We start from the raw sequence: 24,354 nt of genomic DNA, 5'->3' as shown, positions 1-24,354 counted from the left end.
CGCGCTCCCCGCGGCCGCCTGTGTAGCACCAATGTGAGTCGACTGCCATCGGTCCCGCGTCCTCTCCGGCCGCGACGGCCCGATCACCTCACATGACACCGCCCGCACTCCCCGGGCCCAGGGCACTCGCGATGCAGGTCTCCCCTTCCCGTCCGCCGCTGCGGCGCACGCCAGGTTCCCGACGCCGTCCGCGCGCGACGCAGGCGCGGACATGAGTGCCTCCGCCGCGCGCGCACTGGCGCTGTTCGACGACTACATCACGCTCACGCCGGCGCGGCGTGCCGCCGCGCTGGCGACGCTGGCGCAGGACGACCCGGCCGCGCACCAGCTGCTGGCCCGGCTGCTGGCCTCCGACCAGGCGCTGGATGCGGGCCACCAGTCCGACCTGCTGGACGAATTGCCCGGCACCCTGTCGGACCTGCAGACCGCATCCGAACCCGGCGAGGACGCGCGCCTGCAGCAGCGGCTGGGAGCGTGGCGGATCGAGCGCCTGATCAGCGAAGGCGGCATGGGCAGCGTCTACGAGGCGCAACGCGCCGACGGCCAGTACCAGCAACGGGTGGCGCTGAAGTGCATCCGTCGCGAGCTCTCCTCGCCCGCACTGATCGACGGCTTCCTGCGCGAGCGCGAGGCGCTGGCCGCGCTGGACCATCCCGGCATCGCCACCCTGATCGATGGCGGCGTGGATGGCGACGGCCATCCCTGGTTCGCGATGCGTTACGTGCAGGGCGACCACATCGAGGACTGGTGCGACGCGCGCGGCGCCGACCTGCGCCGGCGCGTGGCGCTGCTGGTGCAGGCCTGCGACGCGCTGGCGTACGCGCACGACCACGGCGTGCTGCACCAGGACATCAAGCCGTCCAACCTGATGGTCAGCGACGACGGCCAGGTGCAGCTGCTCGACTTCGGCCTGACCGCCTCGCTCGCCGCGCCGGGCAGCCTGCCGCGGCTTGCCGCGTCGTTCGGCTATACCGCGCCGGAGGCGATGGCCGGCGCGCCGCCGCGGGTGACCGGCGATGTCTGGTCGATGGGCCGGCTGATGCATGTGCTGCTGGCCGGTGTGCTGCCGCGCAGCCCGTCCGTGCTGGCCTCCGTCGGCGGCCAGGACGCCGCTGCCGAGCCGATGTCCGCGCTGGCCGCGCTGCAACCCGTGGGCACCGCCACGGCGCGCGCCTGTCGCACGCCGGCGGTACTGGCGCGGCAGTTGTCCGGCGACCTGGACGCCATCGTGCAACGCGCCACGGCACCCTCGCCCGCCGCGCGCTACGCCTCCATCACGGCGCTGCGCGCCGACCTGCAGGCCTGGCTGGAGCTGCGCCCCGTGCAAGCCCGCGACGGCGGCATGGCCTATCGCCTGGGCCGCGCGATCGCCCGCCATCGCACGGTGGCCGCGGTGTCGGCCGGCTGCGCGCTGCTGCTGGTCGCCGGCGCCGGCGTGGCGGTCTGGCACAGCCTGCGGCTGGCGCACGAGGCGGCCGAATCGCAGGCGCTGTCGCAGGTGTTCGAGCAGACCGTCGGCACCGCTACGCTGTCGGGGCTGGGCGCCACGCCGATGTCCTCGCAGCAGCTGCTCGCCGACGCCGAACGGCGCATGCGCGCGCTCGACCTGCAGGACCATCCCAACGTGCAGGCCCGCGGGCTGGCGATGCTGGCGCGCAACTACATGGCCATCGGCGACTACGGCCGCGCCACCGCCCTGGCCCGCGAGGCCGGCACCCTGCAGCGCGACGATCCCACCCGCAACGCCGCCACGCTGGCCGCCCTGCTCAACCTGCAGGGCAAGCCAGCCGAGGCCGGCCGCGTGGCGCAGCAGGCGCTGGCCGTCGCGGACAAGGACACCGCCGTCGCCGTGACGCTGCAGCTGCTGACCGAACAGGCACGCAGCCAGTGGCACCGCGTGCAGCACGCCGACGCCTACCGCACGCTGCGGCAGGCGCTGGCGCTGGCCGAGCGCACCGGCGACACCACCGCGCAGGCCGAACTGCGCACGCTACGCGGCGAGTGGGCGCTGCGGCAGGTGCGCTTCGCCGATGCCGACGCCGACCTGCACGCCGCCATCCGCCTGTCCGGCGATGGCGCGCCGCTGGTGGCGCAGGCGGCCCGCCTGCTGTCCGCCCACACGCTGATGGCGCAGGGCCGGATGGAGGAAGGCCAGGCCGCCACCCGCCAGGTGCTGGCCGAGTACCGTCGCCTGCTGGGCGATCAGCATCCGCTGGTGGGCCGCAGCTGGCGCCTGCTGGCGCACGGCGACTGCGTGCTGGGCCGCTTCGCTCCCTGCCTCGCCGCCGTGGAGCGCGCCGAGGCCATCGTCCGCCGCGACTTCGGCGAGCAGCATCCGGAATACGCCGACGTGCTGCGCGTGCGCGCGCTGGCGTCGATGTTCGACCCGGCCAGCACGGTCGACGGCACCGCCCTGCTGCGCCGCGCCGATGCCATTCTGCGCACGGCCTATCCACCGGACCACACCGACGTGCTGCGGGTGGAATCGATGCTGGCGCGGCGCCTGCTGACCCTCCCGGCGCCGACCCCCGCGGCCCGCAGGCAGCAACTGGAAGACGTCATCGGCCGGCTCGACGCGACCCTGGCGCAGAGCCGGCGTAGTGGGCTGCCGGTGCCGGCCTCGCACCGCATCACCCTGGTCGAGGCCCTGAGGGAGCGCGACCGTCCCGGCGACCTCGCCCAGGCGCGACGCCTGCTGGAGGAAAACCGGATACTGCTGCGCGCCTACACGCCCGACTTCGGCTGGCGCCTGCTCAACGAGCAACTGGACGCCTCGCTGGCGCTGCGCGACGGCGACCTGGACCACGCCGACGCCCGCCTGTCCGACCTGCTCGCCACGCTGCCGACGCCACCGGCTACGGCGGCGCAACACAGGATGCGCGGACAGGCGCTGGTGATGCGCGCCCACCTGGCCCTGCGCCGCGGCGACCGCGTAAAGGCACGCGCCTGGCTGGACCAGGCGCTGGCGCACACGCAGGCCACCGCCGGCGCGGCGCATGCCGACACCGCCGCGATGCGCGCCACGCTGGCCACCTTCGAGCGCAGCGGCCGCATCGCCCTGCCCGAGTGAGCGCGTGTCCGCGCAACGGCGGACGTAACCTTTTCCGCTCCCGGTACGAAGTCTTCCTGCGAGAGGGACATCCGGCACGGTGCCGGCCCCTCCGGTCCACCTACAGGAGACTTCCCGATGTCCAGCCCCTTCACCACCGCCGTCCCCGCCTTCGCCCTCGCCGCCGCCCTCGGTTCGGCCCTGGCCATGGGCGCCACGCCCGCCTCCGCCGCCGACAAGGCCGCCAAGGAACGCTGCTACGGCGTGGCCATGGCCGGCAAGAACGACTGCGCCGCCGGTCCGGGCACCACCTGCGCCGGTACCTCGAAGACCGATTACCAGGCCAACGCGTGGAAGTACGTGCCGGCCGGCACCTGCACCAAGATGGCGTCGAAGACCTCGCCGACCGGCTTCGGCCAGCTAGCGGCGTTCACGCCCAAGCCTGCCAAGGCCGGTTGATCGCAACGCTGGAGATGCGACGGTGACCCGTGCGACCCTTCCCCGTGGCACCGACTGTCTCCCGGTCGATGCCGGCCTGCCCGCGCAGGCCGGCATCGGTTTCAAGCCCGCGCACTTCGATGGGCTGATCGCCGACCCGCAGCCGCCCGGCTTCATCGAAGTGCATGCGGAAAACTATCTCGGTGCGGGTGGCCCTCCGCATGCGCAGCTGTCCGCGCTGTGCGAACGGCTGCCGCTCTCCGTGCATGGCGTCGGCCTGTCCCTGGGCGGCGAAGCGCCACTCGACACCGTCCATCTTGCCCGCGTGCAGGCATTGCTCGCGCGCTACCGGCCGGCCGTGTTCTCCGAACACCTGGCGTGGTCCACGCACGACGGCCGCTTCTTCAACGACCTTCTGCCGCTGCGCTATGACGCCGCCTGCCTGGCCCGCGTCTGCCGGCATATCGAACAGGTGCAGGAACAGCTGGGCCTGCAACTGCTGCTGGAAAATCCCAGCACCTATTTCCCCATCGCCGGCAGCACCTACAGCGAGCCCGAGCTGCTGGCGGCCATCGTGCAGCGCACCGGCTGCGCACTGCTGCTGGACGTCAACAACGTGCACGTGTCCTGCCACAACCAGGGCCACGATCCGCTCGCGTATCTCGCCGCACTGCCGCTGCACGCAGTGTGCGAGATCCACCTGGCCGGCCATGCGCGCGATGTCGATGCCGCCGGCGAGACGGTGCTGATCGACGACCACGGCGCGCCGGTCGATGACACGGTCTGGGCGCTGTACCGGCACGTCCTGGACCGCACCGGGCCGCTGCCCACACTGATCGAATGGGACACGCACGTGCCCGACTACGCCACCCTGCGCGCGCAGGCGCGGCAGGCGCAGGCGTGGCTGGACGACGCGGCCACCCGGCGCGCCGCGGCATGAGCGCCGCAGCCACCCTGCACGGCGCCTTCGCGACCGCGCTGCGGCATGCGGAGACCGCCTTGCCTGCCAGCGTCGCCGGCGAGCGCGCCGCACGCCGCCTGGCGATCCATCGCAACACCTTCGTCGTCAGCCTGGTCGATGCGCTGGCTGCCTCGTTTCCGGTGACGCAGGCGCTGGTGGGCGAGACGTTCTTCCGCGCGATGGCGTGCGAGCGTGTGCTGGCGGATCCGCCGCGATCACCGGTGCTGACCGACTATGCGTCGGACTTCCCCGATTTCATCGCCGGCTTCGCGCCGGCCGCCGCGGTCGCCGGCCTGGCCGACGTGGCGCGCATCGAAGCGCTGCGCATCCGCGCCTACCACGCCGCCGATGCCGTGCCGCTGCCCGACGCCGCCTACCACGCCCTGCTGCAGGCACCGACGCGCCTGCCCGGCACGCGCGTCGTGCTGCATCCGGCTTGCGCGTGGTTCCGCGCGTCACATGCCGCGCTGACCGTATGGCAGGCGCACCAGGGACTGTCCGATCCGGCCGACGCGCGACTGGATGGCATCGACACCACCGTGCCCGACGACGTCCTGGTCGCACGCCCGCGCTTGGACGTCCGCGTGACCGCACTGCCCATCGGCGCCCTCGCCTGGCTCGAGGCACTCGCTGCCGGCCGCACGCTCGGCGACGCCTTCGCCCTGGCGCATGCGTCCTCGCCGCACACCGATGACGGCGCGCTGTTCGCCCTGCTGCTGGCGCATGGCCTGGCCATTGCCTTCGACCTTCCACCGGAGTCCTGATGTGAGCACCCTCGATACCTCTCCCATGACCGCACAACCGCGTCGCGGCGCCGGGCAGCGCCTGGCCGACGCGCTGGCGCACGTCGCGCGCATCCCGCACAGCCTGATCGCATTGCTGGCGCGCGTGTCGGTGGCGGTGACGTTCTGGCTGTCGGGGCAGACCAAGATCGAAGGGCTGGTGCTGGACCCGCTCGGTGGCACGGTGCAGCTGGGATGGCCGCGCCTATCGGAGAACGCGATCGAACTGTTCCGCAGCGAGTACGCGCTGCCGCTGCTGCCGCCCGAGCTGGCCACGTATCTCGCGGCCGTCGCCGAGCATGTGTTCCCGCTGCTGCTGGTGATCGGCCTGGCCAGCCGGCTGTCGGCGCTGGCGCTGCTGGCGATGACGCTGGTGATCCAGGTCTTCGTATATCCGGCCGCGTTCGCGACGCACGGCCTGTGGGCGGTGTCGCTGCTGTACGTCATGGCGCGCGGACCGGGCGTGCTGTCGCTGGACGCCCTGATCGCACGCCGCTACGGCGTGTCCGCGCGTTGACTTGGCAGCCACCGACGCGAGCCGCATGATGGCCACCCTCCTCGCTTTCCCGTCACCCGTCGTGGTCGAGCCGCAGCGCACCGATGCGATGCCTGCCGACGCCCTGCAGACGCCTGCGGGCGACGACGACGCGTGGAGCGCGTGGATGGGGCGCGCGCAGGGCGGCGACAACGCGGCGTACCACGCCCTGCTCAACGCCATCGCGCCGTACCTGCGCGCCATCGCGCGCCGCTACCTGGGCAACCGCGAGGACGCCGAAGACGCCGTGCAGGACATCCTCATCATCGTGCACGGCGTGCGCCACACCTACGAACCCGGACGCCCGTTCAAGCCCTGGCTGGCCACCATCGCCACGCGCCGCTGCATCGACGTGCTGCGCCGGCGCGCGCGGCGCGTGGAGCACGAAGTGCTGGCCGAGGAACCGTTCGACCGCATCGACGAGGACAGCCCCGGGCCCGAGGACGCCCTCGCCCGCGGCCAGGCCGCGCAGCACGTGCGCCGCGCAGTGGCGGACCTGACGCCGCGCCAGCAGCAGGCCATCGAACTGGTGCACCTGAAAGACCTGTCGTTGAATGAAGCCTCGTCGGAAAGCCGACAGAGCGTCAGCGCGCTGAAGGTGGCCTGCCACCGCGCGCTGAAATCGCTCCGGCACGCCCTGGGCAAAGAGGACGTCCCCCATGACTGATACCCGCCGCCTGATCGACCAGTTGGCCGCGCGTGCCGAACCGGTGCGCCCGCTGTCCTCGCCGCTGCGCCGCACCGCGGTGTGGGTGGCGCTGGCCACGCTACTGATCGCGATGATCGCCTCGGTCTACGGCCTGCGCACCGGCCTGAGGGCGGACCTGGCGCAGGCGCCGCTGATGCTGGAATGGATCGCCAGTGTGCTGACCGGGCTGCTGGCGGCGTACGCGGTGTTCCAGATCAGCGTACCGGGGCGCTCACCGCACTGGATGTGGCTGCCGCTGCCGGCGCTGCTGCTGTGGCTGGCCGGGCTGGGCTGGGGCTGCCTGCGCGACTACGTGCGCATGGGCGCGGATGCCTTCCTGATGGAAGCGGTCAGTTCGGAATGCGCCGTGGCCATCACCATGACCAGCGTGCCGCTGGGCCTGCTGATGCTGGTGATGGTGCGCCACGCCGGCGTGGTGCGGCCCGCGCCGACGGCGATGCTGGTGGCGCTGAGCGCGGCCGCGCTGTCCGCCGCCGGCGTCAGCCTGTACCACGGCGGCGAGACCGCGCTGATGGTGCTGCTGTGGCACCTGGGCGCGGTGGTCGTGCTGTCGCTGCTGTGCCTGCTGTTCGGCCGCCCGCTGTTCGCGTGGATCGGCTACGCCAAGCGCTGATACGTCACGCACGGACGATGCGCCGCCTGTCGACAACGTGCGGCGCGGTCAACGCCCGGGCGTGGATCCAGGCTCGCTGGCGACCGGCGCACGCGTGGCGTTCCAGTTGAACAGGAAGTCGCGGTGCTCGGCCCAGGTCTGTCCACTGGCGGTGTCGCCGGTCAGGCAGACCGCGGTGTGGTACGGCCCCACGCCATCGGTAGTGCGGAAACTGGCGCACAGGCGGCCGCGGCTTTCCTTCCACCGGCCGGCCTCGATGACGCTGTTGTAGAAGCTGCCCGTCACCGTGCCGTCGGCGTTGAGCGTGAGTCGCATGGGCTGCGTATAGGGCGTGTCCGGCTGGGTGGACAGGTCCACCACCCAGGCCCCGTCCAGCGACGTGGCCTGCAGGGGCATGGACAAGGACAGCGCGGCGGCGGCGATCAGAAACAGGCGCATCGGGATTCCGTTTTTCGGCGGGAGGCTCCAGCGCTACGCGTCACGCAGGTAGAACGGATGCGCGACCACGACGACGGTGTGCCTGCGGGGGCATGTGCCTTCCCTCCCCCGATGCGGCCGCCGTCGCGCGCCTCCCGCGGCCGTGGCGACAACTGCCCGCGTTTGGAGGTAAGGTCGTGGCATGAGCGTCAAGACGATCACCGAAGACGGCCGCCAGCTGACCGTGCAGACGCTGCAGAAAGTCGATCCGCTCGGCGTCACCTACTGGCAGGGCCGCGCCATGTTCCGCATCGCCGATGGCCGCGCCCGCGCCGACGTGGTCACGCGCACGCGCTACGCCACGCGCGAATCCGCCGAGAACGCCGCCATCGCCCTGGCCCGCGCGAACGGCTGGGTGGACGACGCCACCTCCACGTAGGGTGGGCCTTGGCCCACCGCGCGTGATCGCATCGGAATGAAGATGGCGGTCTGCGTCTGGCCGCCGATGCCGGCGCGCGGCGAGAGGTGTCGGGAGTGGATCACCGGAGTCAAGGACGGTCGTGTGTATTTCCCGTGGAGGGTGTTGTATTCCACACGCTCCCGACGCGGGCAGTCTGCGTCGGTGCGGAGGTCCGCGTCCATTTACATTTGCGGCAGCAGGCTCACGCGGACGCTAGCAGGGCGCGCGCAATGACGGGCTTGAGCTCGCCCTACGGACTCAGGCGCCGCGAGGTACGAACCATCGGCGCACTGACGGCAGGAACAACAGGAAGGCTACGGTGATGCGCAGGAGACACGCGATCACCACAACGCGGTTGTTGTCTGCGATGCCGCGCGTGACCATGAACATCAACAAGAGCAGAGTCAGCAGCGTGGTGAGCACGACCCACCATCGCACCCAGTTCACGCCCCGCCACAGGCAGATTGCGATGCCAAGCGAATAGAAGGCACTCCCCACCACGCCGGTGAGGTCGTCGTCCCGCGGCAGGACCGCCAGCCACGAGACTGCTTCAAGCAGGTTGTAGATTACGTAGCACGCGAGCACCACCCACAGGGAATACGGCCGGCGACCAACGGGCTGTGCGGGACGCGGGGACCCAGCTTCGATCACCGCAGAAGGCGGCTGGTACGGATTCTCGGGCGCTCGCATGGCGAGACGTTGTCCTACGACATCATCGCCACCGCGTTTTTCGGCATGTATTCCCATGCGCCGAACTATGCCACGCGCGACTGAGACGCAAGGTGGGCGCTAGGCCACCGTGTTGCATTTGATCGTCCGCGATGGCGGGCTTGAGCCCGCCCTAGGGGTTCGGGCTGGCGTGCAGCGCCACGTTCAAACGATCCACCACCATCGCCCAGTCGGCATCGTCCAGCCGCTCTTCGCGCAGCAACTGCGCCTGCGCGGGCGACCAGAACGGGGCTTCCTCCAGCCGCATGTCGTTGGGCAGCGGGGAATGGGCGGCGATGAACTGCTGGATGCTGGTGTTGTCGTCGGGCAGGCCGAGCTGGGCGAACAGGTCGGAGAAGGGGTGGACGGTGGATTCCATGGCGGTGCCTCGTGGGAGAGGGTTCCAGCCTATCCGGGTATGCGTGAAGCGAGTGACTGACACGTAGCCCGGGTACGGCCAACGGCCGCACCCGCGGACTCGGACGGCTTCCGTGGCAAGCCATCCCGGGTTCGCTGCGCGGACCGGGCTACGCAGCCGACAGAGCGCGGATCAGCGTGCGGCATGCTGATCAGGCGCGCGCGACAGGCGCGTCGAAATCCACCCCGCAGTGCGCGCAGAAGTTGATGCGCCGGGCAACTGCATTCGGGCGCAGGTTGAGCCAACTGGTATAGCCGCCGACCGCGCTCCGGCAGCGCGGGCAGGCGATGCTGCGCGAGAGGACGATGCAGGCCATGTAGGCCAGCAGCAAAGCGAGTGCCATGTGGCTGTAGATATTCCGATCCGTAATCTCATGGGTGACGATCAGCACGAACGCCGTCACCAGGCACACCACGCCGATCCAGAGGTAGCGCGCTTTTCGCTTGCGCAGGTGGTCACGAATGGTCATGCCGCTTCCCCAGGGCCGATGGGGTTGGACTATGCCATGCATGAGGTATGGCGTCAGGCGGTGGTGAGGGGGGGCGACACAAGAGGATGGCCAACGGTGGGACGCGCATGCCGCACGACGCACGGGTGCGTACGCTCATCCCAGCCCACTGCCGCCTCCCCCATGCCCCCACCACGAAAGTGGTAGCGTGACGGCCATGGCTGCAGGCGTCCTCCGGGGGAGGCGACGATGAAACCGTTCTTGCCGGCGAAGCTGCTGTTTTCCCTGCTGGTCAGCCTGTTGCTGCTGCGCTCGGACGCGCTGCAGGCGGTGCAGGCGTCCGGCACGCGCGCGCAGGCGTCGTCTTTCGCGCTGCGCTGGAACGCGACTGCCGTCGAACGTGTCGCGCCAGCGCCGGCCACGCCCCGCGCCCCGACCGCGCAATCCGCCGCACCCTCACCCACCGACCCCTTCGCCCCGGTCTACATCGTGACCTCACGCGACACCTGGCAGGGTATCCGTGGCCTGGGCCGCGAGGCGGTCACGCAGCACGACAGTACCGGCCAGCCATTGGTGATTGCCGAAACGCGGGCCGATCGCCTGGGGGCGATCAGCGAACACGTGCACGTCAACGAACGCCGCTGCGGCGGTTACTTCGCCTTCCCGACACGCGCGCAGGCCGAGGCCTTCGTGCAGGCGGACCGCGCCAAGCAGGCGATGGCGACGTCGATGCTCGCCGGCTACACGCTCGACAACCGGACCACCGTGAACCGCTGGCTGCCGCAGGTGCAGGAGCAGCGCCTGTACGACACCATCAACCACCTGTCGGGCTACCGCAACCGCTACTTCGCCAGCAGCCACGGCAAGACCTCGGCCGAGTGGATCCGCACGCATTGGCAGTCGCTGGCCGCCGGCCGCAGCGACATCACCACCGAACTGTTCACCGCGTGCAGCAATTGCGGCACGCAGCCGTCGGTCATCCTCACCATCCCCGGCTGGGACCTGCCCAACGAGGTGGTGGTGCTGGGCGCGCACCTGGATTCGATCAACGGCAGCAATCCCTACGACCCCAACCAGCACGCGCCCGGCGCCGACGACGACGCCTCCGGCATCGCCACGCTCACCGAGACGCTGCGCATCGCCCTGGCCGACGGCTGGCAGCCGCGGCGCACGGTGAAGTTCATGGGCTATGCGGCGGAAGAAGTCGGCCTGCGCGGGTCGAACGCCATCGCGCAGTCGTTCCGTGCCAGCGGCGTCAACGTGGTCAGCGTGCTGCAGGTGGACATGACCAACTACAAGGCCGGTGCGGTGACCGACATGAAGCTGATCAGCGACTACTCCAACGCCGAGTTGAAGAGCTTCTTCATCACCCTGTTCGACACCTACCTGGCGCCGATGGGCCTGACCCGCGGCAGCGTGGCGTGCGGGTATGCATGCTCGGACCATGCGTCGTGGACCAACGCCGGCTATCCGGCGGCGATGATGTTCGAGGCCGGCGATCCGAACGGCAGCTTCCGCTACATCCACACGCCGTACGACACTTTGGCGACGATGGGCGAAAGCGCGCAGCACAGCGTCAAGTTCACCCAGTTCGCGCTCGCCTACCTGGGCGAAACCGCGAAGACGCGCGGCAAGGTCACCGGCGGACCGGCGCAGGTGTTGCCCGCGCAGTGAACGTGCGGACGGCGGGATGAAGGCGCGGCCCGTGCCGGCTATCCCGGGCGAAGGTGTCGTTGATCACCGCGCCGGTGCGGCTCGTCCCCGTGCGCTTGAGCCGCTTCGACGCGCGCTCCGATGATGGCCTCGCGCCTTCGGCCGCCTTGCAGGGCGACGCTCCGGCGCCCCGCCTCTTCAAAGGAACCCGGATGAACTCCCGACACCTGCTCATCAGCGCCCTGTTCGTCGCTTCGCTTACCGGCTGCGCGGCCGTGGCCACCAAGACCAACACCCTGTCCGACGAACGCATCCTCTCCGAAACCGGCGGCGTGCTGGGCTTGTCGCCGTCGGAACTCACCCTGGTCGAACGCCGTACCGAAGGCGTCAACACCTACGTGACGCTCAAGACGAGCAGCGGCAAGACCTATGCCTGCACCGTCAATGGCGGCAACCTGTTCTCGTTCGGCATGACCAACCCGCCCGTCTGCAACGCACGCTGAGCCTCCATGCGGAGCGGGTACCGGCGCCGTGGTCGGCACCGGTGCGCGCGTCGATCCCGTCCCGCACAATGCCCGCGGCCTGTCGGAAGGCCGGGGACTGACGCACGCCATGCACGACCACGCTGACACTGTCTCTCCGCGCGCAACCGGGACGCACCGCCGCCCGCGCGTGCGCTTCGCCGTGCTGGTCGCGGCCATCACCGGCTGGTGGACGCTGTACGGGCTGATGCTGGCGCGGCAGCTGGTGGACATGCGGTCCGCCGATGGCGAGGTGTATGGCTGGACCGGTGCCCTGACGTACGCCATCGGCAGCACGTGGGCCTGGGTACCGATGACCGTCGCGGCGTATCTGGTGGTGTCGCGTTTTCCGTTGGGGGGCGGGCGCGTCGGGAAACATCTCGCGATCAATGCCGGTCTGGTGGTGGGTTTCATCGTGGCAAAAGCGGTCTACGCCTGGCTGTCCAATCCGCTGTTCGACTGGTACCCCACGCGGCCACCGCTGCTCGAGGTGCTCGGCACCAGCGTCAGCAACAACCTGATCCTCGGCATCATGGTGGTGGCGATGGTCCACGGCCTGGTCTACTTCGAGCACATGGAAGACCGCGAGCACCGGGTGACGGCGCTGGAGAAAAGCCTGGCGCTGGCGCGACTGGAGGCGGTGCGGGCCCAGCTCAACCCGCACTTCCTGTTCAACGCCCTGAACTCGGTGGCCGAACTGATGCAGACCGACGTGGACCAGGCCGACCGCATGCTGGTGGCCATCTGCGACATGCTGCGCGACGGCCTGCGTGCCGACACCTTGCAGGAACGCCCGCTGCGCGACGAGCTGACGCATGTCCGCAACTATCTGATGATCGAACAGATCCGGCTGGGCCAACGGGTCGACGCCCGCGTCCGCGTGGACGACACCTGCCTGGATATCCCGGTGCCCACGCTGTCCCTGCAGCCGCTGGTGGAGAACGCCATCGTCCATGCGATCGCACGATCGCGCGTGCCGGGCTGGGTGGAGGTCGCGGCCTGGCAGGACGGGCAGACGCTGCACCTGTCGGTACAGAACTCGCGCGCCGTCGAAGGCCCCCGCACGGACGGCAACGGCCTGGGACAACGCGCGGTGGAAGAACGGCTGCGCCTGCTGTACGGCGAGCGTGGCCAGCTGCTCCGGGACGCCCGCGACCCGGCCGTCTACCGCGTCGCGCTGCAGGTGCCGCTGGCCGCTCCGCGTCCACTGCCCGCCGCATCCGCCGCGAGGGACGCCACGTGCTGACCGCCGTCATCGTCGACGACGAACCGCTGGCACGGCAGCGCTTGCGACGGCTGCTGGGCAAGGTCGCCGGGCCGGTCATCCACGTGGTGGCCGAATGCACCGATGTGGATGAGCTGATGCGCCTGGCGCAGCGCACGCAGGTGGACGTGCTGTTCCTCGACATCGAACTGCCCGGTGGCAACGGCTTCACCGCGCTGCGCCGGTGGAACGGCCCCCCGCCCCGGGTGGTGTTCGTCAGCGCCTACGACCAGCACGGCGTGCGCGCGTTCGAGGACCGGGCGGTGGATTACCTGCTCAAGCCGGTCTCGGCCGAGCGCCTGCGCGACACCGTGTCGCGCCTGACGACGCAGTCCGACACGCCGCCGCGGACGACGCCCGCCAGCGGGCGGATGCTGTCGCTGCAGCTGGGCCGCCGCACCCTGCGCGTGGATGAGGCCGACATCCAGGTCGTGCGTGCGCAGGGCAACTACCTGGACATCGAGACGAAACTGGGCACGTTCACCTACCGGCGTCCGCTGGGGGAGTTCATCCAGGCACTCGATGCCCGCGCGTTCCTGCGCGTGCACCGGTCCTCGGTGGTGCGCATCGCCGCGGTCGCGGAAATCCTGACCCTGGGCTCCGGCCGCTACCGCCTGACGCTGGACTGCGGCCGGGTGATCGTGACCGGGCGCGGCTATCGCAGCGATGTCCAGCAGCGGCTGGCGAACACACCCGCCGACGGCGCATCGACGTGACGCCATCAGGTCCGGTCGTCAGTCCGCCGGGGTGTTGAGGAGGGAGCGGCACATGCCGCCCGCCGGGCCTTCGGAGCGGATGCGGATGTCCGCCACGCGCCAGGCGCCGGTGCTGTCGGGCACGGTCACGAAGCTGACGTCGCACGCGGTGTAGGCGCCCGCCTGCGACAGCACGCGACCCGAGGCCGCGCTCACCACCGCCGATCGCGTATCCGCCTGGTCGCTGTGGCTGATGAAGCGCATCCCCGAGGCTTCGGTCACCTGCGGGTTCGCGCCCAGCCGGGCCAGCGCCAGCGCCTCGGGCTTGCCCAGCCACACCATCAGCATCGATCCCTCCAGCTCGGTGACCTTTCGGCCTGCCTGGACCTTCTTCGCGATCGTCAGGAACTCTTGCTCGGCGCGGTCGGCGTCGATGATCGGTTGCGCGAACGCCTGCGCCTGCACATCCAGCGTCTCCATCTTCGCCGCCACCGCCGCCAGCTCGCGCCGGTTGCTGGCGATCTCCGCGTCGGACAGGCGCCGGTCCCGCGCGCCGCCCGGCTTCTGCGCCTTCCAGATATCGCGCCAGACGAAGCTCCCCACGTTGACGATGCTCGTGGTCTGGGCGACCGAGATCACCTCGCCGATCCCGAGCGGCGCCAGGCCGGCATTGAGCCTGGCGGGGTCCATCGCCTGCCATCCTCCTGCGGCCTGCATCGCGGACTGCGTCAGCAGCTCATTGCAGGCGAGCATGCCGGCCTTCCGGTAGGCGGGGTTCGACACGGATTGCCACGGCGTGGGCGGCAGCGGCACGTTGTCGGCGTCGCGGGTGAACTGATAGCTGCGCTCGCCCATGCGCCAGCGCAGCGGCGCCGCGACCGCGGGCCCGGTCGCGCGCCTGGCCTTCGGCGACGACGGGATGGGCTCGACCGGGCACTCGAACTGCAGCTTCAGCACGCTCCAGTCCGGCTTGGCCGCGTTCTCGTACAGACCGAACACCTCGATCTCGCGGATCGACGTGGTCCCCAGCATCGCCTCCATCGGCGTGCGATCGGCCATCATGAGGTTGGTGAAGTAGAGCTCCCGGTCGCCGGGATCGCCCTGCGCATGCAGCATCAGCATGTTGGCCGATGCCATGCCCGGCAAGACGGCGAATGCCATCGCGGCCAGTGCGCGCGTCGTGCGACGCACCCCTGTTCTCATCTCGACTGCGTCCACACCCCTCCTCCGTTCCGTGTCGATCACCCATGCACCCTCGTCCGCCGCGACGCGCGATGGTATCCGCCCCGGTGGGGGATGTCCGTTGAGCGCGTCCCGGGCATGGCAAGCCTTGCATGGCAGGGGACGAAACGCCGGTCATCCGCACCCTCGCGGATGCCGTTGATCCCAGCGTCGTCGGGTGGGCCCTGGCCCACCGTCTGATGCATGCAGCAAGGCCGCGGTCGCCGCCGACGTCGCCCCGGGCAACGCGAACGGCCGCAGCCTGCATCGCAACCTGTCCGCAAAGCGCCGTAGGGCGGGCCTCGGCCCGCCGCTCAAGGAGATCCCATGGCGTGCGATGACGGGCCAAGGCCCGCCCTACGTGCCGGATGATGTGCGAAGGTGGGCCCGGGCCCACCCGGCCCGCCGCGCGAGGAGACCGACATGAGACACGCATTCGCGAACATCGCCTTCACCCCTGCGGTCCGCGAGGTGCAGGCGCGCGACGGCAGCCGCGCGCAGTACGCCCGCGCCTTCGAGTCCGGCGACGAGGTGCGCAATGCCGCACTCGGGGCCGACGAGGCGGCCTTCATCCACGCGCAGCGCAGTTTCTACATGGCCACCGTGTCGGAAACCGGCTGGCCGTACGTGCAGCACCGCGGCGGCGCGCCGGGTTTCCTGCGCGTGGTCGATGCGAAGACGCTGGCGTTCACCGACCTGCCCGGCAACCGCCAGTTCGTCAGCGTGGGCAATGTGGCCAACGACGACCGCGTGGCGTTGATCCTGATGGACTACACGCACCGGCAACGGATGAAGCTGCTGGGCCGGCTGAGCGTGGAGGAAACACCGGGCGAAGAGCGGACCGAACGCACGATGACCATCCACGTGGAAGCCTTCGACTGGAACTGCCCGAAGTACATCCCGATCCGCTTCGAGGCCGAAGACGTGCAGCGTGCGCTGGATGAGCGCGACCGGCGCATTGCGGCGCTGGAGGCGCAGCTCGCCGAGCTGCGCAGCACACCGTAGGGCGGGCCAAGGCCCGCCGTTCGATGGGTACGGATGGCGTGCGATGGCGGGCTTGAGCCACGTAGCCCGGGTAAGGCCAACGGCCGCACCCGGGGTCTCGGACACGCTCCGGGCAAGGCACCCCGGGTGCGCTGCGCTTACCCGGGCTACGCATGCTTCGTGACCTCGCAACCGATCCACATGGACGCTTACCGTTCGCCCCACCGACCCGCGACATCATGATCTACCGCCCAACCACGCGGCAGCCATCCCCGCGACACATACCGATGGAAGCTGGAATGCGGCCAGGCAGCCACGGTTTCCACCAGCCCATGCTTGAGCGGATTGATGTGCACGTAATCGACCAGCGCCTGCAGCTCGGCCTCGTCGCGCACCGTGCGTTCCCAATAACGCGACTGCCACGGCGATGGCACGCCGGCCGGGACGACACGGCGCGTGAACCCTTTCTTGATGTCCTGCCACAGCCGCGGATAGTCAGCGGTCGCGTCCAACATGCGGATCACCGCATGCAGATGATCGGGCAGGACGACGGCGGCGATCACCACATGCGGTATGCGTCTGGCGGCCACACGCCAAGCGGCGCGCAACGCATCGATCTCGCGAACGAGAAGATCACTCCTGCGGTCCCGCAACGTGACGGTGAAGAAGTACGTTGCGCCTGCAATCCGATTGCGGCGATACCTGACCATGCCGCGACCATAACGGAAACCCGTAGCCCGGGTAAGGCCGAAGGCCGCACCCGGGGAACGGATTGGTTACGTGTCATGCGTCCCGGGTGCGCTGCGCTTACCCGGGCTACGCGAGATGATTCCTCAGGTACCCAGCAGTTCCACGTCGAACTTCAACGTGGCATTGGGCGGGATGACGCCGCCGGCGCCGCGGGCGCCGTAGCCGAGGTTGGCGGGGATGATGAGGGTGCGCTGGCCGCCCACCTTCATGCCCTGCACGCCTTCGTCCCAGCCCTTGATGACCATGCCGCCGCCGAGGGGAAAGATGAAGGGTTCGTCGCGGTCCTTGCTGGAATCGAACTTGGCGCCCTGCGCGCCGTTCTCGTACAGCCAGCCGGTGTAGTGCACGGTGACGTTGCTGCCGGGCTTGGCCTCGACGCCGCTGCCGACGACGCTGTCTTCGTACTGCAGGCCGGAGGCGGTGGTGGTGAATGCCATGGGGGTGTTCCTTGTGAGGATCAGAAGTGTCGGGGCCGTAGTTTATCGCCCGTGAACCCCAAGGGCTTCACGTAGCCCGGGTAAGGCCGAAGGCCGCACCCGGGGATCGCGACCGTGACGTGCAATGCACCCCGGGTGCGCTGCGCTTACCCGGGCTACGTGGACTCCTTGTTGATCCTCTGACTCCGGCGCTTCCGTCAGGCGCATCACATGCGCATGACCGGCCCCTCACGCGCCTGCCCGTGTTGATCCTGCAACGGCGTTTGCCCCTCACGCTGCTGCTGGATCAGCATCTGTTCGCCCAGCTCCGCCATGCGCTGTCCCTCGGGAGACCGGGAGAATGCGCCGGCGATGCGGTCAAGCTCATGGCTGTCGCCCGCCAGCAGGGCGGCATAAACGCTGTTGGCGTACGGGTCGTCGAAGGGTCCGCGTGCAGGCTCGCGGCTGCTTTGGAGACCGTCGGTTTCCATGGCTGTGGCGGGAATGCCTGGCACCGCGTCGACGGTCCCGCGATCCTCCTCGCTTGCCCTCACACGCTCCTGTTCTTCCGCGCGTGGCGGCGCTGCCTGCGGTCGTGCGACGCCGCCTGCTTCGCTCAGGGTTATCCCCAGCTGGCCATTCTGGAAATTTTCGATCGCCGCCGGCTCGCGTCCCATCTGATCCCGGGCCAACGTGTCCGTCACCGAGAGGGTGTTGTTCTCCAGCGCGTAGGTGAAGCGTCCATCTTCGCTGCGGTAGGTGTTGGCAGGATCGTTCGCTGCGCGCGCACCACCTGTCAGCGGCTGCCCGCCCCAGCGCACCTCGCCCACCACGTCGCTGTCCCTCACGGTGTCGCCGGCATCAATCACGTACGTATCGCGGCCCGCACCGCCTTCCATCCGGTCCCGGCCCTGTCCACCGATCAGGATGTCGTCGCCACGATGGGCACGCAGCGTGTCGTTGCCGCCTTCGCCGATCAGCAGGTCGTTGCTTGCGATCTCCTGTGGATTCCGCCCGCGCGACACCCGCTGCGAATCGATGGTTGCAGCGTGACGCTGGTCAACATCATCTGTCGTTGTGCTGTGCTGCTCACGCCTCAACGCGATGTTGCGGTTGTTGACGCGATCACTGTTGGCATCTGTCGGATATTGGCGGTCGACTTCATCACGGTCGCGCAAGCCTCTGCCAGGATCGAGGTAAATGGTCCCGGCGTTGAAACTGGCATCGGTCAATCTATCGGCCAAGTCCGGATACTCCTGTCGAAGCTCCCGCAGAAGCACAGTACGAGCCGGCCCGAGCGCATCCGCGATGTTCGGTACGTTTCCGTATTCATCGACCAGCGCGGGATAATCACGATTCGCCTGCGCAATACGATTTCGCTGGGCGGCGTCACCCTCAACGGTGACCCCGAAACCACGCTCCACGCGATCGATCTCATCGCGATGAAGTTGATACATGCGGTAGACGTTGCGGGCTTCGTCAGGCGCAACGTTGTTTGGATCGTCATACAAGCCGAACACTTGCGCTTCGGCAAAGCGGCGCTTCCGAAGGCCAGCTTCTGCGTCGTTGTTGCTTCCCCAGCAGTTGTAGCGCATCTGGAACCACGCCTCTGCGCGATCGCCGTCGCGCACCGCTTCCATGATCGCGTGCTCTGGCACATTGCTTCGCGGCATGCCATTCAGCATTCCCACGCCGCGATTGTAGGCAAGCGAAACGAGGGCGATCCGTTCATCAGAGAATGGCATCTGCAGACGGTTGGCCGGCCCTTCGTATTCCGCCATCGAAGCGCGCAGCAATTGGTCGGACTCGGTTGCATTAAGTTGCCGCGAAAACGTCAGACCTACTCTGGTCCTGTCGCCGGCTGGAGCGGCATCGACTGCAGCCAATGTTTGCCACTGCTGCTGGGTCAGTTCGATGCCGCTCTCGCGCCAGATCGCAACATTGTTGTCTCGGTTGAGGGTATAACCCCAACCGATTGTCGCGCGGTCATCACCGATATCCTGCGCGTGCGCATGCAGGCTCTCGGAGCCCGCTATTACCATGCGAAGCTTTCGGTCGTACTCCGCCTGGTCAAGTTCCCTGTAATCCATGTCGGTTGCCTCAGCGATGTGGCTGAAAGGTCGTCATCCATGCATCAATCCGGTGTTCTTATCGGGATACCACGGCAGTCGATTTCCTGCCGGGGTTCACTGCCTGATGGAACGTTACTCCGCTTTGTCAGTACATCTTCTCCTGCAATGATGTCGATGTCCCGTTCGCGTTTACGAACGGTGTCCCGCATTTTCCAATGCATGCAGCGACCCTCGATGGTTGCCTCGACAAGATAGATGCCTCCGCTTCGCAGGCTTTCTATTCTCAGGATGGCCGTATTGCCGATGGCAATGCCGCGAACAACCCCGCCTTCGTCGATCTGGGCAAGCCGCGCTCTCGCCCCAAAGTACTCGCCGCTGATCTTGTCGCCTACATGGGTCAGATCGACGTCGAACCCGCCACAGTCCGCATCCGGATCGGTCTTGTCGCACCACTGCACTGACCAGTTGCCATTGAAATCGGCCTTAGCAGCTTGCACCGGGGGGCTAGAGGTGCAGGCAGCCAAGCCAGCGCACGAGAAGAGTAGAAAGCTCGCCAGTGTGCCAACTGCGAATCTCGGGATTGCCATGGGGTCCTCCTGACCTTTTCCTGACAGGTGGCAGTCTGCCAGAGTTGAATGAGCGCTACGGTGATCTGCGGTACGGGGTTCGTATTGATCCTGGCACGACAACGGGGCTGCGCCGTGCCTTGATGCGTCGCTAGCCTGACGGGATCTCATCCGGCCAGCGGCAGGGAGCCTCCTCCAAGTCACGCAATGACACGCGTGCATGCTCCGATGTGTCTCTGCTCAGCATCCACGTTCCGCCGATGATGCTGTCTCCAGGCCACTTGCCTCGTACAGCCGCACCGATCACACGCCATCGCAGGCCCTTGGGCGTGAGCGTCACGACGGCGATATTCTTTTCTCCCGTTCGCGCGTTGTCGATCAACAAGACGGCCGTGTAGCCAACGACTGTGCCAAGCACCGAGCCAGGCTCACCCTCCTCCAGCTTGGACATCCGCGGCGTGGCGGCGAAGTGCTGCCCACACAGTCGCTCGCCACGCTGAATCAGATATAGGGCAAAGGTGCCACACGGGTCACCCGGAGAGTTCCGGTCGCACCACTCGGCTGACCAGGCGCCATTGAAATCCGGCGTCTGCGCTTGGACAGATGGACGGGAAGCGCACGCCACCATGCCGGCACACAAGCCCAGGACCAGAGCCCTTCGCGGACGGCGGCCTGCACGAGGTGTTCCATAGATCATGCGCCTGCTCCTTGCTTGCTTTCGACGCTCGTTGAAGACGCATGCCGCTATCAACTCCGTACCGAACGGTCAGGCCAAGGTCCGGGCCGGACAGCTCTTTGTAACGCGCCCCGGGTGCGCCGCGCTTACCCGAGCTACGTGTGACGGCGACTTTATGAGAAGGGCGAGCCGAAGCTCGCCTTTCTCTTCCATGCCGCGGGCGCTTACGCCGCCGGCTCAGTCTCCACGCGCCGCTTGCGGATGAAGCGTGCGCCCAGGGCTTCGCGCAGGCCTTCCAGGCCGTCGCCGCGGCCGCTCACCTGCAGGTGGGCGTAGCCTTCCAGCGAGCCGACCATCACGTCGCTGCCCAGCGCCGTTTCGGTATCGACCATGCGTTCATAGAGGCGCTGCAGGCGGGCCAGGATAGGGCGCAGCACGTCGAGGGCGGCCAGGTCGGCGCGGTATTCGTCCAGGTCGAAGTTGCGCGGCAGCACTTCGGAATGCTTGCCGAGGGTGACGACGGCCTGGCGGCAGAAGGCTTCGGACTTGTCGCCCATCTTGGTCAGTTGGCGGCGTTCGTCGGGGGTCAGGCCGACCAGGCCGGTGAGGCGCTGCTCCAGGCTGTCGAGGGCCGCTTCGATGGCGCTCAGGTCGTCGGCGGCGAGGTGCAGGGAAACGAGGTTCTGGCTCATGGTCACTCCGTTGATCACGTTGAAAGGAAACGTCGGCGACTCGGCGCCGACGACCGCAGCCTAGCGCGTGATCGCGCGCATTGCCTCTCACAAATGCAGGGCGTTTCGATATGTCGATGGCGCTCGGAACGCCAACGACGAAGCTCGGAGTGTGAGGCACGGAGCGCGGCGCCTTGCGCTTGGAGCTCAGAGTGTGAGGTCCAGAGCATCGCGCCTTGCGCATGATGCTTGGCGCTTCGGAGACCTCGCGCTTTTCGCACCGTCGACGACGCTAAATGTGAGAACGCCGACGCTCTAGGGGCCATCGACGAAGCAAAAAGCACGAGGGTCGGTGCTCCGCGCCCGGACAGCGGAGCGAAGGTGGCTTGCGCGTGGGATTCCGAGCTTCGCGCTTGGCATTCCGAGCCTTGCGGACGGGGCTTGACGCCTTGGCGACGGAGCGCGGAGCCTCGTCGATGGGGCTCCATGTGAGAGTGATGGGGCCTGGAATGTCATCTCACGTGGGGTGGATGCCGGTTTCGTACCGATGTTTCGTGCCTTCGTCGTCGCCAGCCGCGCTTCGTCCGGGCGGACCGCGCGCGATGCCGTGGCGCTCCGATACTTCCGCACCGCCCGCGTGCCGGGCATCTGACCCGGGACCTGCATGACCTCCGCGCATCTTGCGAACATCGCCGTCCATGTCGGCGCCGGCACCCTCGCCCTGCTGATCGGCTTCGCGATGCTCGCGCGCCGCAAGGGCACCGCCGCGCACCGGCGATGGGGCAAGGTGTTCTGCCTGCTTGCGCTGGTGGTGTCGCTGTCGGCGGCGGTCGGCACGCTGTGCTTCCGCTTCATCCCGGTGTTCGCGGTGCTGACGGTGCTGGTGCCGTATCAACTGGTCAGCGGCTGGCGGTCCATCCATACGCGCGAACGCGGTCCGTCGGTCATCGATGCGGTGTGGACGCTGGTGGCGCTGGCCCTGGCGCTGATGCTCACGCCGACGCTGGTTGCGGCGCCGGGGCGGCCGGACATCGTGGCGTATGCGTCACTCGGCACGCTCTTCCTGCTGTTGGCCTACGACGCGGTGAGGTGGCTGTTTCCGCGCCGCTGGTTCGCCACGCTCTGGCGCTATGACCATGTCTACAAGCTGGTCGCGTCGTTGTTCGCCCTGCTGTCGGCGCTGGTGGGCAACGTGATTCGGGTGGGACAGCCCTGGTCGCAGATCGCGCCGTCGGCGATCGGCCTGCTGACGATCGGCTACTTCTTCGTGCAGCGGCGAAGGCAGGAGGTCGCGACGCGGCCGGCGGGTTACGGGCGAACGGATGCCGCAGCGTCGTAGCACCGCAGGGTGGGCCTTGGCCCACCGTGTGGAGATACGCAGGGCTCGCGCGGCCGCTGCGGGTCGGCCCGGCCTGCGGTGTACGATGCGCCACAGGGGAAGGCTGGCTCGTCGGGGCGCCGTGCATCGGTGCGACGGTGGGCTGCGACATTCAGATGCTCTGCGGAGAGGCCCGATGAAGCACGCGCTGCACGTACTGCTGTTGATGGTGGCGCTGCTCGCGCCGGCCCACGCCCATGCCGACGACGCGCCGCTGTCGGTGCAGGCGCAGGTGATGCCGCTGCTCGACGAGATGATGGCGGCGGCCAATGCGCACGATACGGACCGGTTCATGGCGCTGTATGCGCGCGGCGATGCGCTGGTCGTGCAGTTCGACGACCAGACGCTGCGCGGGTGGCAGACGGTGCGGGACCAGCAGGACGAATGGTGGGGCGGCGGCACGTCCGACGCCGTCTACCGGTACCGTTCGGCGCCGGAGATCACCGTGATCGCGCCGGATGTGGTCAGCACGCTGCAGTCGATGGAGGTGGCCAGCACGATGCCCGATGGCAAGAAGGGCAACGTGCGGGTGATCGCCACGTCGGTCTGGCGGAAGCTGCCGGAAGGGTGGCGCATCGTGGTGGCGCACGAGTCGTTGATCCAGTAGCCCGGGTAAGGCCGAAGGCCGCACCCGGGGGTTCGGGACTTATCCGTGCACGGCGTCCCGGGTGCGCTGCGCTTACCCGGGCTACGTGTCTAGGTGCCCGGCTAACTGGCCTTGGCCGCAAACCACCGACGGCTGGCAGGCAGCAACAGCAGAACCGTCACGGCGATGCGCAGTACCGCAGCGAGGCAGGCATGCCACTGCTCCGGCGAGAGGCCACGCCAGAGCATGCGGATCAGGAAGAAGGCCGTCACCGCTGTGGTCAGGACCAGCCATAGCCTGGCCCACTGCCAGCGCCGCCACAGGGCGAACGTCATCACCAAGGTGTAGACGCCCATTGCCGCCATGCTGGGCACGAACAGCTCGAACCTCGACATGGGCGTACCGATCAGCGGGACCACTTCGAGTGGATAGATGACCAGATAGATCGCCAGCGCCGCCATCATCGTCGGCGGCATGCGCATGGGGGCGCGATCCGTCTCGACCAGCACGGCGTGTGGGGCGTCGTAGGGGTTGGGTGCTTCAGTCATGGCGGGGCGGCTGCGGAGCGGGCTTCATTGAAAAGGTACCCTGACCCCTGACCTGGCGGCCGGGTCAGGCCGACGGCACTACCGCTTCGGTGGATTCGCCGCAATGCGCGCACGTCACGTTGAACGTACGCGTCGGTGGCAGGACGCGCTTTCCACAGACGACGTCCAAACACTGCTGGTACAGGTCGAACATGCCTTCGCGGCCGCCTGTGTTCTGCTGCAGTGTGGCGATGCTGGAGAAGAGTGCGGTAGCGGCGGCGTACTGGGCTTCAGTGATCATGCGCTGGCTCGATCAGGGCGGCAGGGTCACCCTACCCCGGCGGGGATACGGCGCGCCAGCGGCAGGGGGTTCCGTGTACGTTCGAGGGCAAAAACAGCACCTCAGTCTAAGCATCGCACTCCGCTACGCGAGGGCCATCCTTGCGCACGTACGTGGTGATACTGCCGGTGTCTGCGTCGTGATTCTCCAGCACATCATGCCGGGGCTGGATGGTCAGCGTGATGGGGATGGCGTAGCCCTTGGCATTGGCCAACATTTCCAGCCGCGCACCGCGTATCCGGTAGACGAGCTCGGTGCTGCCTTTCGCACTCATGACCAGCCCCGTGCCGTCGGTCTTGAAGCGCATGGTGTCCTTGGGGCTCTTGTCGGGGTTTTTGCAGAGCACCCAGTCACCGACTAGCCAATCGTGGGGACCCGTGACCGTGTTTGCGGTGGCCGGAAGTGCGGCTGCGATGCTGAGCAGGCCAGCGATGATGATGACTACACCCTTCATTGATACACCTCGTGATTGACATCGTAGGGTGGGCCTTGGCCC

The 24,354-nt window shown here is 68.4% G+C and carries 28 protein-coding genes; 15 read left to right on the top strand and 13 right to left on the bottom strand.

Annotated features, from left to right (window positions below; translation table 11 throughout):
- The first annotated feature begins 211 nt into the window (after positions 1–211).
- The 7 genes from ASD77_RS08330 to ASD77_RS08300 all read left to right on the top strand — a co-directional run bounded on the left by ASD77_RS08330 (position 212) and on the right by ASD77_RS08300 (position 7,087).
- Positions 212–3,070: a serine/threonine-protein kinase gene (locus ASD77_RS08330; protein ID WP_055939867.1), complete on the top strand. Its 2,859-nt coding sequence runs from the start codon at positions 212–214 to the stop codon at positions 3,068–3,070.
- A 117-nt stretch (positions 3,071–3,187) separates the two neighbouring features.
- Positions 3,188–3,508 carry a DUF2282 domain-containing protein gene (locus ASD77_RS08325; protein ID WP_055939865.1) on the top strand — a complete coding sequence of 107 codons (321 nt, stop codon included), beginning with the start codon at positions 3,188–3,190 and terminating at the stop codon, positions 3,506–3,508.
- 22 nt (positions 3,509–3,530) lie between these two features.
- Positions 3,531–4,427 (top strand): DUF692 domain-containing protein, encoded by an 897-nt coding sequence (locus ASD77_RS08320; RefSeq protein ID WP_055939862.1) that lies wholly within the window; start codon positions 3,531–3,533, stop codon positions 4,425–4,427.
- Positions 4,424–5,212, top strand: a complete 789-nt coding sequence (locus tag ASD77_RS08315; protein ID WP_162247613.1) for a DNA-binding domain-containing protein — start codon at positions 4,424–4,426, stop codon at positions 5,210–5,212. Before ASD77_RS08320 ends, ASD77_RS08315 begins: the two co-directional genes overlap by 4 nt.
- A 25-nt stretch (positions 5,213–5,237) precedes the next feature.
- Positions 5,238–5,747: a DoxX family protein gene (locus ASD77_RS08310; protein WP_055941191.1), complete on the top strand. Its 510-nt coding sequence runs from the start codon at positions 5,238–5,240 to the stop codon at positions 5,745–5,747.
- Positions 5,748–5,775: 28 nt separating this feature from the next.
- Positions 5,776–6,432 (top strand): sigma-70 family RNA polymerase sigma factor, encoded by a 657-nt coding sequence (locus ASD77_RS08305; RefSeq protein WP_235578498.1) that lies wholly within the window; start codon positions 5,776–5,778, stop codon positions 6,430–6,432.
- Positions 6,425–7,087 carry a DUF1109 domain-containing protein gene (locus ASD77_RS08300; RefSeq protein WP_055939856.1) on the top strand — a complete coding sequence of 221 codons (663 nt, stop codon included), beginning with the start codon at positions 6,425–6,427 and terminating at the stop codon, positions 7,085–7,087. The genes ASD77_RS08305 and ASD77_RS08300 overlap by 8 nt, the downstream gene beginning before the upstream one ends.
- 48 nt (positions 7,088–7,135) lie before the next feature.
- On the opposite strand, the gene ASD77_RS08295 is transcribed toward ASD77_RS08300, so the two are convergent.
- Positions 7,136–7,525, bottom strand: coding sequence for a hypothetical protein (locus ASD77_RS08295; protein WP_055939854.1), 390 nt, complete (start codon positions 7,523–7,525; stop codon positions 7,136–7,138).
- A 181-nt stretch (positions 7,526–7,706) separates the two neighbouring features.
- Here ASD77_RS08295 and ASD77_RS08290 point away from each other — a divergent pair, with 181 nt between their 5' ends.
- Positions 7,707–7,943 (top strand): hypothetical protein, encoded by a 237-nt coding sequence (locus tag ASD77_RS08290; RefSeq protein WP_055939852.1) that lies wholly within the window; start codon positions 7,707–7,709, stop codon positions 7,941–7,943.
- A gap of 279 nt (positions 7,944–8,222) precedes the next feature.
- On the opposite strand, the gene ASD77_RS08285 is transcribed toward ASD77_RS08290, so the two are convergent.
- From ASD77_RS08285 to ASD77_RS08275, 3 genes are all read right to left on the bottom strand, one after another.
- Entirely contained in the window at positions 8,223–8,711 is a 489-nt protein-coding gene (locus ASD77_RS08285) for a hypothetical protein (RefSeq protein ID WP_235578497.1), read from the bottom strand.
- A 94-nt stretch (positions 8,712–8,805) separates the two neighbouring features.
- The gene (locus ASD77_RS08280; RefSeq protein ID WP_055939847.1) at positions 8,806–9,051 is read right to left on the bottom strand and encodes a DUF2789 domain-containing protein; all 246 of its coding nucleotides are present in this window, start codon (positions 9,049–9,051) and stop codon (positions 8,806–8,808) included.
- A gap of 190 nt (positions 9,052–9,241) precedes the next feature.
- Complete coding sequence (locus tag ASD77_RS08275) at positions 9,242–9,559, bottom strand: hypothetical protein (protein ID WP_055939845.1); 318 nt, start codon at positions 9,557–9,559, stop codon at positions 9,242–9,244.
- Positions 9,560–9,787: 228 nt separating this feature from the next.
- On the opposite strand from ASD77_RS08275, the gene ASD77_RS08270 reads away from it, so the two are divergent.
- The 4 genes from ASD77_RS08270 to ASD77_RS18305 all read left to right on the top strand — a co-directional run bounded on the left by ASD77_RS08270 (position 9,788) and on the right by ASD77_RS18305 (position 13,692).
- Entirely contained in the window at positions 9,788–11,212 is a 1,425-nt protein-coding gene (locus ASD77_RS08270) for a M20/M25/M40 family metallo-hydrolase (protein WP_055939843.1), read from the top strand.
- A gap of 191 nt (positions 11,213–11,403) precedes the next feature.
- The gene (locus tag ASD77_RS08265) at positions 11,404–11,694 is read left to right on the top strand and encodes a hypothetical protein (protein WP_055941189.1); all 291 of its coding nucleotides are present in this window, start codon (positions 11,404–11,406) and stop codon (positions 11,692–11,694) included.
- A gap of 109 nt (positions 11,695–11,803) precedes the next feature.
- Complete coding sequence (locus ASD77_RS08260; RefSeq protein ID WP_156383525.1) at positions 11,804–12,958, top strand: histidine kinase; 1,155 nt, start codon at positions 11,804–11,806, stop codon at positions 12,956–12,958.
- Positions 12,952–13,692: a LytTR family DNA-binding domain-containing protein gene (locus tag ASD77_RS18305; RefSeq protein WP_055939839.1), complete on the top strand. Its 741-nt coding sequence runs from the start codon at positions 12,952–12,954 to the stop codon at positions 13,690–13,692. Before ASD77_RS08260 ends, ASD77_RS18305 begins: the two co-directional genes overlap by 7 nt.
- Positions 13,693–13,710: 18 nt before the next feature.
- On the opposite strand, the gene ASD77_RS08250 is transcribed toward ASD77_RS18305, so the two are convergent.
- Positions 13,711–14,862: a hypothetical protein gene (locus tag ASD77_RS08250; protein WP_055939837.1), complete on the bottom strand. Its 1,152-nt coding sequence runs from the start codon at positions 14,860–14,862 to the stop codon at positions 13,711–13,713.
- 453 nt (positions 14,863–15,315) lie between these two features.
- Between ASD77_RS08250 and ASD77_RS08245 the strand changes: the two genes are divergently transcribed.
- Positions 15,316–15,897 (top strand): pyridoxamine 5'-phosphate oxidase family protein, encoded by a 582-nt coding sequence (locus ASD77_RS08245; protein WP_055941187.1) that lies wholly within the window; start codon positions 15,316–15,318, stop codon positions 15,895–15,897.
- A gap of 188 nt (positions 15,898–16,085) precedes the next feature.
- Here the strand turns inward: ASD77_RS08245 and ASD77_RS08240 are convergent, their stop codons facing one another.
- The 5 genes from ASD77_RS08240 to ASD77_RS08220 form a co-directional block, all read right to left on the bottom strand.
- Positions 16,086–16,586 (bottom strand): transposase, encoded by a 501-nt coding sequence (locus ASD77_RS08240; RefSeq protein ID WP_055939835.1) that lies wholly within the window; start codon positions 16,584–16,586, stop codon positions 16,086–16,088.
- A gap of 123 nt (positions 16,587–16,709) precedes the next feature.
- Positions 16,710–17,063 (bottom strand): FKBP-type peptidyl-prolyl cis-trans isomerase, encoded by a 354-nt coding sequence (locus ASD77_RS08235; RefSeq protein WP_055939832.1) that lies wholly within the window; start codon positions 17,061–17,063, stop codon positions 16,710–16,712.
- 206 nt (positions 17,064–17,269) lie between these two features.
- A complete protein-coding gene (locus ASD77_RS08230; RefSeq protein ID WP_156383524.1) occupies positions 17,270–19,132 on the bottom strand; it encodes a hemolysin in 1,863 nt (620 codons plus the stop codon).
- Between the two features lie 44 nt (positions 19,133–19,176).
- Positions 19,177–19,701, bottom strand: coding sequence for a hypothetical protein (locus tag ASD77_RS18100; protein ID WP_156383523.1), 525 nt, complete (start codon positions 19,699–19,701; stop codon positions 19,177–19,179).
- 879 nt (positions 19,702–20,580) lie between these two features.
- Entirely contained in the window at positions 20,581–21,048 is a 468-nt protein-coding gene (locus ASD77_RS08220; protein WP_055939826.1) for a hypothetical protein, read from the bottom strand.
- Positions 21,049–21,691: 643 nt separating this feature from the next.
- On the opposite strand from ASD77_RS08220, the gene ASD77_RS08215 reads away from it, so the two are divergent.
- Both ASD77_RS08215 and ASD77_RS08210 read left to right on the top strand, forming a co-directional pair.
- A complete protein-coding gene (locus ASD77_RS08215; RefSeq protein ID WP_055939824.1) occupies positions 21,692–22,366 on the top strand; it encodes a hypothetical protein in 675 nt (224 codons plus the stop codon).
- Between the two features lie 175 nt (positions 22,367–22,541).
- Positions 22,542–23,012, top strand: coding sequence for a nuclear transport factor 2 family protein (locus ASD77_RS08210; RefSeq protein ID WP_055939822.1), 471 nt, complete (start codon positions 22,542–22,544; stop codon positions 23,010–23,012).
- A 101-nt stretch (positions 23,013–23,113) separates the two neighbouring features.
- Here ASD77_RS08210 and ASD77_RS08205 read toward each other — a convergent pair whose 3' ends face one another.
- From ASD77_RS08205 to ASD77_RS08195, 3 genes are all read right to left on the bottom strand, one after another.
- Positions 23,114–23,539 (bottom strand): hypothetical protein, encoded by a 426-nt coding sequence (locus tag ASD77_RS08205; protein ID WP_055939820.1) that lies wholly within the window; start codon positions 23,537–23,539, stop codon positions 23,114–23,116.
- A gap of 64 nt (positions 23,540–23,603) precedes the next feature.
- Complete coding sequence (locus tag ASD77_RS08200; protein ID WP_055939818.1) at positions 23,604–23,819, bottom strand: hypothetical protein; 216 nt, start codon at positions 23,817–23,819, stop codon at positions 23,604–23,606.
- Positions 23,820–23,925: 106 nt separating this feature from the next.
- Positions 23,926–24,312: a hypothetical protein gene (locus ASD77_RS08195; RefSeq protein WP_055939816.1), complete on the bottom strand. Its 387-nt coding sequence runs from the start codon at positions 24,310–24,312 to the stop codon at positions 23,926–23,928.
- Positions 24,313–24,354 lie beyond the last annotated feature (42 nt).

Origin of the sequence: Pseudoxanthomonas sp. Root65 (genome assembly GCF_001427635.1) — a bacterium.
GTDB lineage: Bacteria > Pseudomonadota > Gammaproteobacteria > Xanthomonadales > Xanthomonadaceae > Pseudoxanthomonas_A.
The sequence above is the reverse complement of the archived record's forward strand: the minus strand, read 5'-3'. Positions and strand labels throughout refer to the sequence as shown.

Coding starts and splice junctions, on each gene's coding strand:
- ASD77_RS08270 (WP_055939843.1), top strand. CDS start 9,788: ATGAAACCGTTCTTGCCGGCGAAGCTGCTGTTTTCCCTGCTGGTCAGC.
- ASD77_RS08245 (WP_055941187.1), top strand. CDS start 15,316: ATGAGACACGCATTCGCGAACATCGCCTTCACCCCTGCGGTCCGCGAG.
- ASD77_RS08205 (WP_055939820.1), bottom strand. CDS start 23,539: ATGACTGAAGCACCCAACCCCTACGACGCCCCACACGCCGTGCTGGTC.
- ASD77_RS08290 (WP_055939852.1), top strand. CDS start 7,707: ATGAGCGTCAAGACGATCACCGAAGACGGCCGCCAGCTGACCGTGCAG.
- ASD77_RS08235 (WP_055939832.1), bottom strand. CDS start 17,063: ATGGCATTCACCACCACCGCCTCCGGCCTGCAGTACGAAGACAGCGTC.
- ASD77_RS08200 (WP_055939818.1), bottom strand. CDS start 23,819: ATGATCACTGAAGCCCAGTACGCCGCCGCTACCGCACTCTTCTCCAGC.
- ASD77_RS08285 (WP_235578497.1), bottom strand. CDS start 8,711: ATGGGAATACATGCCGAAAAACGCGGTGGCGATGATGTCGTAGGACAA.
- ASD77_RS08280 (WP_055939847.1), bottom strand. CDS start 9,051: ATGGAATCCACCGTCCACCCCTTCTCCGACCTGTTCGCCCAGCTCGGC.
- ASD77_RS08315 (WP_162247613.1), top strand. CDS start 4,424: ATGAGCGCCGCAGCCACCCTGCACGGCGCCTTCGCGACCGCGCTGCGG.
- ASD77_RS08240 (WP_055939835.1), bottom strand. CDS start 16,586: ATGGTCAGGTATCGCCGCAATCGGATTGCAGGCGCAACGTACTTCTTC.
- ASD77_RS08310 (WP_055941191.1), top strand. CDS start 5,238: ATGACCGCACAACCGCGTCGCGGCGCCGGGCAGCGCCTGGCCGACGCG.
- ASD77_RS08195 (WP_055939816.1), bottom strand. CDS start 24,312: ATGAAGGGTGTAGTCATCATCATCGCTGGCCTGCTCAGCATCGCAGCC.
- ASD77_RS08215 (WP_055939824.1), top strand. CDS start 21,692: ATGACCTCCGCGCATCTTGCGAACATCGCCGTCCATGTCGGCGCCGGC.
- ASD77_RS08275 (WP_055939845.1), bottom strand. CDS start 9,559: ATGACCATTCGTGACCACCTGCGCAAGCGAAAAGCGCGCTACCTCTGG.
- ASD77_RS08230 (WP_156383524.1), bottom strand. CDS start 19,132: ATGGATTACAGGGAACTTGACCAGGCGGAGTACGACCGAAAGCTTCGC.
- ASD77_RS08210 (WP_055939822.1), top strand. CDS start 22,542: ATGAAGCACGCGCTGCACGTACTGCTGTTGATGGTGGCGCTGCTCGCG.
- ASD77_RS08265 (WP_055941189.1), top strand. CDS start 11,404: ATGAACTCCCGACACCTGCTCATCAGCGCCCTGTTCGTCGCTTCGCTT.
- ASD77_RS08220 (WP_055939826.1), bottom strand. CDS start 21,048: ATGAGCCAGAACCTCGTTTCCCTGCACCTCGCCGCCGACGACCTGAGC.
- ASD77_RS08325 (WP_055939865.1), top strand. CDS start 3,188: ATGTCCAGCCCCTTCACCACCGCCGTCCCCGCCTTCGCCCTCGCCGCC.
- ASD77_RS08295 (WP_055939854.1), bottom strand. CDS start 7,525: ATGCGCCTGTTTCTGATCGCCGCCGCCGCGCTGTCCTTGTCCATGCCC.
- ASD77_RS08300 (WP_055939856.1), top strand. CDS start 6,425: ATGACTGATACCCGCCGCCTGATCGACCAGTTGGCCGCGCGTGCCGAA.
- ASD77_RS08260 (WP_156383525.1), top strand. CDS start 11,804: ATGCACGACCACGCTGACACTGTCTCTCCGCGCGCAACCGGGACGCAC.
- ASD77_RS18100 (WP_156383523.1), bottom strand. CDS start 19,701: ATGGCAATCCCGAGATTCGCAGTTGGCACACTGGCGAGCTTTCTACTC.
- ASD77_RS08305 (WP_235578498.1), top strand. CDS start 5,776: ATGGCCACCCTCCTCGCTTTCCCGTCACCCGTCGTGGTCGAGCCGCAG.
- ASD77_RS08330 (WP_055939867.1), top strand. CDS start 212: ATGAGTGCCTCCGCCGCGCGCGCACTGGCGCTGTTCGACGACTACATC.